Annotated in this window: 11 protein-coding genes; 6 read left to right on the top strand and 5 right to left on the bottom strand. The window is 71.0% G+C overall.

Annotated elements, in window-relative coordinates; genetic code table 11:
• Nucleotides 1-96 precede the first annotated feature (96 nt).
• From ABT084_RS37075 to ABT084_RS37065, 3 genes are all read right to left on the bottom strand, one after another.
• Complete coding sequence (locus ABT084_RS37075; RefSeq protein ID WP_351054026.1) at nt 97-1428, bottom strand: chloride channel protein; 1332 nt, start codon at nt 1426-1428, stop codon at nt 97-99.
• Between the two features lie 293 nt (nt 1429-1721).
• Nucleotides 1722-2396 (bottom strand): GAP family protein, encoded by a 675-nt coding sequence (locus ABT084_RS37070; protein WP_351054023.1) that lies wholly within the window; start codon nt 2394-2396, stop codon nt 1722-1724.
• 202 nt (nt 2397-2598) lie between these two features.
• Nucleotides 2599-3768 (bottom strand): DUF2254 family protein, encoded by a 1170-nt coding sequence (locus ABT084_RS37065; RefSeq protein WP_351054020.1) that lies wholly within the window; start codon nt 3766-3768, stop codon nt 2599-2601.
• 248 nt (nt 3769-4016) lie between these two features.
• Here ABT084_RS37065 and ABT084_RS37060 point away from each other — a divergent pair, with 248 nt between their 5' ends.
• Nucleotides 4017-4868 (top strand): YhjD/YihY/BrkB family envelope integrity protein, encoded by an 852-nt coding sequence (locus tag ABT084_RS37060; protein WP_351054017.1) that lies wholly within the window; start codon nt 4017-4019, stop codon nt 4866-4868.
• Between the two features lie 10 nt (nt 4869-4878).
• On the opposite strand, the gene ABT084_RS37055 is transcribed toward ABT084_RS37060, so the two are convergent.
• Nucleotides 4879-6162, bottom strand: a complete 1284-nt coding sequence (locus tag ABT084_RS37055; RefSeq protein ID WP_351054014.1) for a hypothetical protein — start codon at nt 6160-6162, stop codon at nt 4879-4881.
• Between the two features lie 823 nt (nt 6163-6985).
• On the opposite strand from ABT084_RS37055, the gene ABT084_RS37050 reads away from it, so the two are divergent.
• The 4 genes from ABT084_RS37050 to ABT084_RS37035 all read left to right on the top strand — a co-directional run bounded on the left by ABT084_RS37050 (nt 6986) and on the right by ABT084_RS37035 (nt 9473).
• Nucleotides 6986-7342 carry an STAS domain-containing protein gene (locus tag ABT084_RS37050; protein WP_351054012.1) on the top strand — a complete coding sequence of 119 codons (357 nt, stop codon included), beginning with the start codon at nt 6986-6988 and terminating at the stop codon, nt 7340-7342.
• 65 nt (nt 7343-7407) lie between these two features.
• Nucleotides 7408-8007: a hypothetical protein gene (locus ABT084_RS37045; RefSeq protein WP_351054009.1), complete on the top strand. Its 600-nt coding sequence runs from the start codon at nt 7408-7410 to the stop codon at nt 8005-8007.
• A complete protein-coding gene (locus ABT084_RS37040; RefSeq protein WP_351054006.1) occupies nt 7998-8738 on the top strand; it encodes a GAF and ANTAR domain-containing protein in 741 nt (246 codons plus the stop codon). Before ABT084_RS37045 ends, ABT084_RS37040 begins: the two co-directional genes overlap by 10 nt.
• Nucleotides 8739-8756: 18 nt before the next feature.
• Nucleotides 8757-9473, top strand: a complete 717-nt coding sequence (locus ABT084_RS37035; RefSeq protein ID WP_351054003.1) for a GAF and ANTAR domain-containing protein — start codon at nt 8757-8759, stop codon at nt 9471-9473.
• Nucleotides 9474-9476: 3 nt separating this feature from the next.
• Here ABT084_RS37035 and ABT084_RS37030 read toward each other — a convergent pair whose 3' ends face one another.
• Entirely contained in the window at nt 9477-9827 is a 351-nt protein-coding gene (locus ABT084_RS37030) for a hypothetical protein (RefSeq protein WP_351054001.1), read from the bottom strand.
• Nucleotides 9828-9892: 65 nt separating this feature from the next.
• Here ABT084_RS37030 and ABT084_RS37025 point away from each other — a divergent pair, with 65 nt between their 5' ends.
• Nucleotides 9893-10408, top strand: coding sequence for a hypothetical protein (locus tag ABT084_RS37025; protein WP_351053998.1), 516 nt, complete (start codon nt 9893-9895; stop codon nt 10406-10408).
• The last annotated feature ends 91 nt before the right edge of the window (nt 10409-10499 follow it).

Here is a 10499-nt window from a genome sequence, read left to right as displayed (position 1 = left end):
GTCGCAATCCACACCGAACCCGGAAGGCCCTCACCCGTTCAAGACGCCTCAGCCGAGACCTGCATCACCCGTCCACAACCTCCCGGGGCAATACAGCTAGGACGCCGCCGGCCCGGGGGGCAGTAGCTCGGTGAGGACGAAGGCGACCACGGCCGCCAGGATCACGACGGGCATCAGGGCGGCGCTGCCCAGCAGCAGGACCACGAGCACCACGCTGCTCACCGGCAGCCGCAGGGTGATCGCCGAGGCCGCCGCCATGCCCGCCGCCATCGCCGCTGCGACACCCAGGCCCGGCAGGGGCGAGAGCAGGACGCTGGCCGCAGCGCCGAGGAAGAGCCCGGGGAACACGGGGCCGCCGCGCAGACTGCCGAGGCAGAGCATGTAGGCGGCGCCCTTGAACAGCAGGACGGCGAGCAGTGCGCCGACGCCCCACGCGTGTGGGTCGGAGGCCAGTTCGGCGAGGGTGGACTGGCCGGACGAGACGACCTGCGCGGGTGAGCGGCCGGTGATCAGCGCGTAGAGGGCGGCGCAGGCCGCGGCGCCGAGGGCGCACAGGACGGTCCGAACGAGTGGTCGCGCCGTCACGTACGACGCGACCAGCCGGGCTCCCGCCAGCAGCGGGGCCAGGATCGCGGCGAGGGCCACGGCGATGGCCAGCGCCCAGAGCACGTCCGCCACGTCCAGGCGGGGCAGCGGGGAGGGGAGCTTCAAGGAGAGGTCGCCCGTCTCCAGCCCGGTCCAGCGGCCGAGGCCCGTGAACACCAGGGCTCCGACTCCGCTGGAGAGCAGGGCGGGGAGCATGACCGCGAACAACTGCGGTCCGCCCACCCCGGCGACCTCGATGAGGAGCACCGCGGCGATCAGCGGGTTGCCGAAGATCGCGGAAACGGCCGCCGCCGCTCCGGCCGCGCCCAGGAGGGCGGTGCTCTGCGGGGTCGCCGGCACCTTCGCGAGGTCTCGGAACACCAGGGCCAGGCCGCCGCCCAGGGCGATCAGTGGGGCCTCCGGTCCCAGAACGGCGCCGAACGGCAGGCCGGCCACCGCCGCCAGGAGCACACCGGGCAGTGCGGCCGACGAGGGGCCCCCGGTGTGCAGTCCGGAGGCGGGGACGTGTCCGCCCGCCCCGGGCAGGTGGGTGGCGACGAGGCCGACCGTGGTTCCGGCGACGAGCAGCAGGGGGAAGGGCCACCACCAGGGCGGGATGTCCCGGCCCATGGCATGGGGGAGGTCCGCCCACAGCCCGTGCTCCAGTTCGTGTAGCAGGACGAGGAACCAGAAGGCGGCAAGGGACACCGGGATGCCGATGAGGGCACAGAAGGCGAGCGCCTTGAGGTAGCCGGGGCTGCGGAGCATGTGCCGCAGTACGTCCGCCTCCTGCGGTTGCGTCCCGCTGACCGGTGTGTCGGATCGAGCGCTCGGCTCTGTCATCGGCTTGTTCCTTCCTGGGCCGCGGCGGGAGGGCCGGCGCGGACCCTGCCCGTCGGCCGGCACCCCGGGGACTGGACGGTGCAGCTCTATCGATCGTCCACCCGGCCTGTCTCCGTCGCCGCCGGGGAGGGCCTGCGCGGCGCGGCGTGACCGGCTTGCCGGTGCGATGCCGGGAGGGGGTCTGCGAGGGCTCGCCACGCCTGCGCACCCCGATCCTGACCGCGCCGAGAGGACCTGGCAGCACCAGGAAGAGCACCACCTCCGGGCCTCCGGGGCCTCCGGGGCCTCCGGGCTCAGCGCGTGAGGTCGTAAAGGCTCCGGCTCACGAGCCACAGTCCGAGGACGAGGCAGGTGACGACGATGGCCTGGTCCTTGTGTCCTGACAGCCACGCACGGAGGTCCGTCAGCGCGAGCGCGGCCTTCTCGGGTGCGAACACCATGTACAGCTCCATGGCCAGGAGGCTGGACGTGGCGAGTATGCAGAAGGCCAGCAGAGCCAGATACGAACTGCGGTGGGAGAGGTCCGCCTCGATGACGGTGGCGGCTCCGGCACCGACCATGCCCCAGGGCTGGAGGAGCACGGCGAGTGCTGCCGCCGACCACCCGGAGGCCTGGTCCATGCGGGTCGTCAATGAAGTCCCGGCGGAACCGGATCCGGAAGATGACGAGGTGGCGGTCACGGTACGGCGCCGGCGGCGCCGGTGCTCGCTGTACAGGACCAGCCCCGTGCCAATGGCCAGCTTGGCCGCCAGTGCGGCGGTGGAAGGTGGCGAACGGGGCGCGGGCGGCTCCCCGCTCGTGAGCAGGAGCACGATGGCGATCACAACGACGAGGCAGGCGAGCCAGGCGGCGATGAAGGCCAGCCCCTTCCACACGCCCCTGGGCGCGGAGAGCACCAGTACGAACGCCATGATCGGCAGCGGGTGGAGCGTGATGACCAGGCCGATGACGAGCAGGTCAAGCACCATGGCCACGCACCCCGAATCGCCATGACCTCTCGTCGGGTGTCGCGGCGGCGAGACTCATTCGTCCATCGTGACGCGCTCCTGTGCCCGGGCGCAAAACGTGTGGGGTCACCACCCGGATGCGGGCGGCGTCCTCGTCCATGTGATCGCCCGCCCCATCGACCCGACTCGCCCTCCCGGGCGGGGCCTGTTTCACGCCAAGTGCCTAACCCGCCTCGGAGTTCGCCCAGATCAGCGGATAGGCATCGCTCCCCGCCCGTTCGACCCACTGCAGCCGGTCCCGTAGAACTCTGTGCCGGCCGGCCGGACTCTGTTCCACCAGCCGGGTCAGCAGGGTGTGCATTCTGCGTAGGGCCATCGGGGCGCCGGCGGCGGCGAAGACCAGATCGTCGACGGCCGTTCGGATGTACTGCTCCCAGTCGGGCATCGGGACCATCACCCGCAACTCGCCTTCCTCGTCGGGGAAGTACCCGATGTCCAGGTCCCGGTCGGCGAGGCGGGCCAGCAGGTCTTCCAGGTGGTCCAGGCAATCCACCGCCGTGGCCGGATCGTTGACGGCCGGGGAGAGGGCCCGTAGCGCGATGTCGACGAGCAGCCGGAACGGCAGCTGTGGGTCCTGGTCGAAGGAGCGCTCCACCCCCGTCACCATGGAGTCGCGCAGTACCCGTTCGGACAGGTGACCGCTCGTCACCTCGGCGAGCGCCATGCCCCGCGACACGGCAAGCCCCGGGGCGATGCGGAAGACGATCGAGCAGTGGTGCGTCTTCGCCAGGTCGACCAGTGCGCGTACGTCCATCTGCTGGACCACGGTCGCCGGTCCCGACCAGCGGACAGTGGAGCCGCGGCTCGTCGCTGGAGGTGCCGCGTTGACCTTGCCCGGATCGTCGTACGGCCGTACGTACAGCACGTCGAACAGCTGGTGCGCGCGAGTGGCGATCGCGGTCAGCGAATGGGCGAGTTGGATCGAGCTGAACGCTCTCATCTGGAGCGTCCGCATGAGTGCGAGCGCGACCAGCGTGAACAGCATGGCGAGGAAGGGAAGGACGGCCGAGACGCTTGCCCTCGTGCCGATGGCCAGCCCCGCGGTGATGCTGAAGACGAACACCCCGACGGAGAAGGCGAAAGCGCGCCAGACGATCGGCTCATCTCGGAAGAGGCCGAGGCGGGGCGTGAAGGTGCTGGCGGAGAACTGCACGACCAGGAACAGCATCGAGTAGATGATGCTCACCAGGCTGATGACGCCGAACCCAATGGTGAACAGGAGGGTCGCCACGCGTCCGGATTCCACCTGCGGCCCCACCGGGAGCATCGGGACCAGCAGTCCCATCGCCAGTCCGACGACCGCACAGACGAGCTGGGACAGGTCCCTGCGCACGGCGCGCGCAGGCCGGGGGAACAGGCCGCCCCGCTGACGCCGTTCCCCGGACCTGGCGCGTGCGGGGACATCAGCCGAGCCGGACATCCAGCCTCCTCAACGGTCCCCGCGGACGCAGCGCCGGTTAAAGATGCAATCACGAGAGCAGTGAGACCGAGTGGCGAAATGCCGGATACGGGCAATTCCGTCATTGTTCTCGGGGAAGGGCGGTCGCGGCCGCCGGGAACCGTGCCCCGAGGAGTCTCACCGTGCCTGGACCGGAGGCGGGACCTCGCCTGCGCGCCGTCCCCGACTGGATGCGCAAGCACACCCCTCTCCTGAGCCGGCTCCTGCGGCAGCTCGCGACCGTGAGGGTCCTGGATTGCGCGACCAGGCTGGCCGCCCAGGCCTTCCTCGGCGCCGTACCGGCCGTCTTCGTCATCGCGGCCCTCGCCCCCGACTGGCTCCAGGACCAGCTGGTCTCGTCCATCCGCACGACCCTGGGGCTCCAGGACGCCGCACTGGACCAGGTGCGGTCGGTGTACGCCGCCGACGACCTCACGGCTGCCGCGAGCACGGGCGGGGTGGGAGTCGTGGTGACGCTGCTGTCGGCGACTGCGTGCAGCCGCGCCCTGCAGAAGACGTGCGAGCGCTCCTGGCACCTGCCCAAGTCCAAGGTCCGGGTGGCCGCGTGGCGGTGGCTGGCGTGGCTCGCCGTCTGGCTGGTCGCCCTGCTGTTCCAGGGGCTGGTGCAGACGGCCTTCGGCACCGGTCGGCCGACCGGTTTCACCCTCGCCGTGATCAGCGGAACCCTGCTGTGGTGGTGGACCCAGCACCTGCTGCTCGGCGCCCGGATCCCGTGGCTGCCGCTGCTGCCCGGCGCGGTGCTGGCCGGCGTCGGGGAGCAACTCCTGACAATCGCGTCGAGGGTCTACATGCCCCATGCCGTCGACCGCAGCATGCAGCAGTTCGGCAGCCTCGGCTCGGTCTTCGTCCTGCTGTCCTGGCTCATCATGTTCTTCCTCGTCATCACCCTCGCCATCGCCGTCGGGTACGTGGTGGCCCACGAACCGCTCCCCGCGGGCTGGCTCGGCACGCCCGCGGACCCCGCGACGCCGTGACGTTGCGCGGCTACTGCTGCCCGGCCCGGTCGGAGCTGCGGCCACTGGCCGCCAGCAGGCAGAGGACGGCGAGCACGGCCAGCAGGATGAGGACCAGCAGCAGGACGGTGAGCACCGTCGGGTGGTTCCACAGTGCGAACACGAGCGCGAGTACGAGCAGTACGCCGGTGGTGAGCCCGCTCCGGTGGGCCTGCACCCAGGTGCCGACCCGCCCGGTGCGCACCCCGTGAGCGGCGCCCCACACGGCGGCGGAGTCGGCCGTGCGCTCGGCGGATCGGCGCACGCCGCGCGGCAGGCGGCCGGCGCCGGAGAGGTAGGCGCCGAGCGCCACGACGACCCCGAGGACCAGCGCGGTGCGGATGCTGACCCTCAGGAACCGCACCAGAGTGTCGAAGACCGCCGCTGCCGCGGCCGGTGACTGAACCTGCGCCGGGAGATGGTCGAGGTAGTAGTGGCGGACGACGGCCAGCCCGAGGGCGAAGACGAGACAGGCGGCGGCCGCGCCGAGCGTCACGGTGACCAGGGCCCGGCGACGGCGCCGGGCGAGCAGCACTCCGATGGCACCGAGGACCACCGTGAGCACGGGCAGCCAGTTGCCGACGACGTCGAGCAGGTGAACCGCGCCTCTGATCTTCCCCAGCTCGTCGGACTGGAAGAGCACCATTTGCTTGTTGACCTCGGGGATCTTCTCGGCCGGGGACAGTCCGGCCTTCACGAGGTCCTGTTTGACGTTCTCCACGGCGGCGCCGACGTCGAGGGTGACGGTGCCCCCCTCGACTCCTACCGCGCCGCGGCCCTCACCCGTCAGCGCGTGCACCACCGCGGAGTGGGCGGCGCGGTTGGCGGTGGTCCAGACGGTCTCGAACCGGTCGCTCTCGACGAACCGGGTCGCCACCTTGGAGACGGCCGCGTCCGCGGCCGAGTCCAGCTGCGGCCCCAGCGCCTTGACCGCCGTTCCGACGCGGGGCGGCAGCCCCTGGCCCTCCAACCACTTCGCCAGGTCCGCCGTGACCTGGGCGCCGTCGACCCGGACATCGGCTGCTTCGGTGATGCGGTGGACGGCCGCCGCTTCGATCGCCGGATCCGAGGCGAGCGGGGAGACCGTGGACACGTAGCGGCCGGTGTCCAGCACGATGTCGTGCACCCAGACGGTGAGCAGGGAGACCGGCACCAGGATGCACGTGATCGTGATCAGCACGGCCGAGACCGAGCTCATCGCCAACCGCCCGGCGCGCGACGCACCCGTCCGCCCCGTCGCGGACACCTCGTCGAGCGGCTCGGACGGCAGACTCATGGCACTCCCGGGAAGGACGGCTGAGGAGGACGCGCATCCTTCCCATAGGACACACGCCGGCGCCGATCCGCGCGTCCAGTTGCGCTCACCGTGTGAACGGCCGAGCCGGCCGGCCGTTGCCCGCGGTGCTCCTCGCAGATCCGGCCGGGCACGTCCACCCCCGCCAGAAGGGGTCCGCGGGGATCGGACCCGGGCAGCGTGGTGGCGGGACACATCCGTCCGGGGTTGATTGTGATGACCGGCCACATATGCCGCTGACCTGGGGACTTCTACGTTGCGGCGACACCGACCGTCCCCGCAGACCCCTGGAAGTGGTGTTCATGGCCTCCCCCGAGACCGCTCCCCCGACCGCCGGATCCCTCAGAAAAGTCGTCGCCGCCCGTCTCATCGGGACCACCATCGAGTGGTACGAACAACGCATCCGCGTCCTCCACGCCCGCACACCCGGGGCCGGATCGTTTCTGCGCCTGCGGCTCGCGGTGGGGCGCCCGCGGTGAGCCCGCGCGCCGGTCGGCAACCAGCCAGAAGAGGCCTGCTTGCGCCCCACCGCCGATACCGGTATCGGGCTATGCTGCGAACAGAACGTCCCCGTTCCAGACCCTGACGGCGCGTTGCCTGCCACAGATCTCCGTGTCGCGGCTCGGACTCACGATCCCCCGGCCCCGACGCATCCAAGGGCGGGTTCGTCCCCATCCTGGAACGCAGGCTGCCGGACCGGCCCTGCCCGCCGCGCGCACATCCGCACCGGGAAGTGACCGGAGGAGCCGGGGAGTCCGGCGCCGACCGGTGCTGCCCGGCTGGTCCCGAACCGAGGCGCCCCATCATGCGTGTCCCCGATCCGAACGCCCCCGGGTACGACGAGAACAGCAGGGTTCTGATCGCTCCGGCCGGTGAGCTCGACATCTCCACCATCCATTCGCTGCGCGCGCCGCTGGCGCGATGCCTGGACGACGGCATCCGTACGATCGACATCGACCTGTCCGCCGTCACCTTCTGCGACTGCAGTGGCCTGGGCGTCCTCCTCGCATCGTGGTGCCTCATCACTGCGGCCGGAGGAACCCTGAGGCTCCACCACCCACCGCCCACACTGGTCCGGATCATCGACATCACCCGTTCCGGTTTCCTGCTCGGCGACCGTCCCGCTCCCGCCCTCCCCGCCACCCTGGGCGGTGTGCTGTGACGGACACGTCTCCGCTGGGGCGTTCTCAGAGGGACCGCCGCGGGGCTCCGTACGGTCCCGACGACATGACCGCGGTCCGCCTGCGGCGGCTGAACCGATGGCAGGCCGAGGGACTCGAAGAGGACGTGGCGGACCTCTACGTGGAGTCCTCCCACCCGGCTGCGGGTACGGCCCACAGCAGCCGGGAAGCCTTCCTGCACCGCCTCACGGGCGATGTCCGGCAGCCCGGATTCGCCATGCTGGTCGCGGAGCGGGCCACCTTGTTCGGATGCGTCTTCGGTTTCCCGTTGCGGCGTGACGGCTCCTGGTGGAGAGGGCTGCTCAAGCCCCTTCCCCGGGACATCGAACAACTCACCGCCTCCGGTCACGTCTTCGCCATCTCCGAAGTCGTGGTCGCCCCGCACGAACAGGCCCTCGTACTCGGTCGGCGGCTGCAGGAGCGGCTGCTGGACGACCATCGCGCGTCGCTGGGCGCCACCCTGGTGCCCAGGTCCGACATCAGGAGCCTGGCGGCCTTCCGGTCCTGGGGATGGCACGAGGTCGGCGAGGTCCACAGGCCACCCGGCACGGCCCTGCTCCGGGCGCTGGTATTGCCCCTCGGGACGACGCCGGCCGCCGCGTCCGGCCCGGGGCTCCCCTCCGGCACCCGGAGGCCATGGCTGTGACGGGTGGCCGGTCGGCCAGGATCCGGGTACTGGTGGCCGAACAGGCGGCCCTGCGCGGCGCACGGATCGGGGTGGCGGACGTGTGCACGGCCGCGGTGGCCGCGCTTCCGATCGACGGTGCAGGGGTGTCGGCCATGTCCAAGGACTCGGCCGGCCATCCCCTGTACGCCACCGACCTGGTGAGCGAGCGGGTCGAAGAACTCCACCTCACCCTGGGCGAGGGCCCCGGTGTGGATGCCTTCGCCCTCGGGTCGGCCGTCCTGGCGCCCGATCTGCGGGCCGGCGGGGAGCGGCTGCGATGGCCCGTGTTCGCCCTGGAAGCCGTCACCGCCGGTGCGGTGGCGGTGTTCGCGTTCCCCTTGCGGATCGGTGGGATCAGTCCCGGAGTGCTGGACCTCTACTCCGATGTGCCGGTCGAACTCGACTCCGCGGAACTGGCCGATGCGATGCTGTTCGCCGACACCGCCACGCTCGTGCTCCTCGGTGCCCGGATCGACCGGGTGGGCGGCGAGGAGCTGGGCGGCTACCGGGCCGAGGTCGACCAGGCCACCGGCATGCTCACCGTCCAGCTCGGTGTGGGCATCGAGGAGGCGTTCGTCCGTCTGCGCGCCTACGCCTATGCCCACGGACGGCGGCTCGCCGAGGTGGCGGCCGATGTGGTGGCCCGCAGGCTGCGGTTCGCGCCGGACCGGGACGCGGACGAGGAACGGAGCGCCGCCGACGATGCCTGACAACAGAAGGTGTACACGATGAATGAGCAGCTCCTCGCCAAGGCATTCGTCGAACTTGCGGACAACCTGGTCGCGGACTTCGACCTGATCGACTTCCTCCGCATGCTGACCGACAGATGTGTCGGCATGCTCGATGTGAACGCGGCCGGCGTACTCCTCGCGGACCGCAATGGTGAACTCCGTGTGATGGCCGCCTCCGACGAGCAGGTCCGCCTGCTCGAACTGTTCCAGCTCCAGAACGACGAAGGCCCGTGCCTCGAGTGCTTCCACACCGGCGCACCCGTCACCATCCCGGACCTGAGCACGGAAGCCGCCCGCTGGCCACGCTTCGTCGCGCAGGCCCGCCACAGCGGATACTCCGCGGTCCAGGCCCTGCCGATGCGCCTGCGGGACGAGGTCGTCGGAGCGCTGAACCTGTTCCGCGCCCTCCCCGGACCCTTCGCTCCGGCCGCCACACCCGTCGCCCAGGCCCTGGCCGACGTCGCCACCATCAGCCTCCTGCAGCAGCGCTCCTCCCAGCAGAGCGCGGTGCTCAACGAGCAGTTGCAGACCGCGCTGAACAGCCGTGTGCTGATCGAGCAGGCCAAGGGCAAGCTCGCCGAGCGCCAGGGCATCGGCATGGAGGAGGCCTTCACGGCACTGCGCAGCTACGCCCGCGCGCACAACCGGCGCCTGTCCGAGCTGGCCGGCGCCTTCATCGACGGAACCGAACCCCTCGCCGACCTGGTCGGCTGACCTTCAGTGCGGTTCTTCGCGGTCGCGGTCGCGGTCGCGGCGGTCCTCACGGCTTCGGCGGCCACGGTGCTGTCGGGCGTAGCGCCGGTCCCAGCGGTGCTGCTGGTCACGGTGATTCCGGTAACCGTCGTAGCCGCGGTAGTCGTCGTCGTCACGGTGGTCGCCATGGCGGCCCGAGCCGCCCCGCCGTCCGCGGTGCACGAGGGCGAAGAGCAGTACCGCGGCGACCACCCACAGCAAGTGGTTGGAGTAGCCGAAGAGGACCAGGGCGACCAGGAGCACGAGAAGCCCGATGTGCAGGTCCCGGCCATGCCCTTCCGGATTCTCCGCCTCCTGTCGGCACCGACGCGCCATCAACCGAGGAGAGTCGACGGTATGCAGCAGAACGACTTACGAGCCGGGAACGGCGGGGGACCGCCGTGTCCAGGGCCGTGATCATCATCGCGGCCCTCGTCGCCGCGACGCTCGTCGCCGTGACGGCCATCCTCTTGGCGACGATCTGCCACCGTCGGATCGGGCGCGGTCTGAAACGGCGCTTCGGCCCCGAGTACGAACGCCTCGTGACCCGCCACGAAGGTGACACCAAGGCTGCGGACCGAGAACTCGGCGAGCGTCTGAAGCAGCACGGTTCCGTCAGGGAACGGCCGCTTGCATCGGCTTCCCGGGAGCGGTACGCGGCCCAATGGGCCGATATCCAGAAGCGGTTCGTCGACTCCCCGCAGGAGGCGGTCGCCGAGGCCGACGCGCTGTTGGCACGGCTGGCGTCGGACCGGGGCTTTCCGGTCGGCGGGCCGTTCGAAGAGCGGCTCGCCGCACTCTCCGTCCACCACGCGACCTCGCACGTCTGGCGCCAGGACAGCGACGGCTTCTCCCACCAGGACCCCGGATTCGTCGACCACGTCCTCAACAAGAGCCCCGACGTCGTACGCGTCTAGGGGGTGTCTGACGGATGTGCGTGGGGAAGGAGGGGTGTCCGGTGCGTGCTCTCGGTGCGCCGACCGGAGGCCCGTGTACTGGACGTACTCG

Origin of the sequence: Streptomyces sp. NPDC002138, from assembly GCF_040296485.1 — a bacterium.
In the GTDB taxonomy this organism is placed as follows: Bacteria; Actinomycetota; Actinomycetes; order Streptomycetales; family Streptomycetaceae; genus Streptomyces.
Note: the sequence above shows the minus strand (reverse complement) of the source record. Positions and strands in the feature narration are given on the sequence as shown.

What these genes read in the sequence shown, in the direction of transcription:
- ABT084_RS37075 (WP_351054026.1), bottom strand. Translation starts at nt 1,428, where the DNA reads ATGACAGAGCCGAGCGCTCGATCCGACACACCGGTCAGCGGGACGCAA.
- ABT084_RS37070 (WP_351054023.1), bottom strand. Translation starts at nt 2,396, where the DNA reads ATGGTGCTTGACCTGCTCGTCATCGGCCTGGTCATCACGCTCCACCCG.
- ABT084_RS37055 (WP_351054014.1), bottom strand. Translation starts at nt 6,162, where the DNA reads ATGAGTCTGCCGTCCGAGCCGCTCGACGAGGTGTCCGCGACGGGGCGG.
- ABT084_RS37050 (WP_351054012.1), top strand. Translation starts at nt 6,986, where the DNA reads ATGCGTGTCCCCGATCCGAACGCCCCCGGGTACGACGAGAACAGCAGG.
- ABT084_RS37045 (WP_351054009.1), top strand. Translation starts at nt 7,408, where the DNA reads ATGACCGCGGTCCGCCTGCGGCGGCTGAACCGATGGCAGGCCGAGGGA.
- ABT084_RS37040 (WP_351054006.1), top strand. Translation starts at nt 7,998, where the DNA reads ATGGCTGTGACGGGTGGCCGGTCGGCCAGGATCCGGGTACTGGTGGCC.
- ABT084_RS37035 (WP_351054003.1), top strand. Translation starts at nt 8,757, where the DNA reads ATGAATGAGCAGCTCCTCGCCAAGGCATTCGTCGAACTTGCGGACAAC.
- ABT084_RS37030 (WP_351054001.1), bottom strand. Translation starts at nt 9,827, where the DNA reads ATGGCGCGTCGGTGCCGACAGGAGGCGGAGAATCCGGAAGGGCATGGC.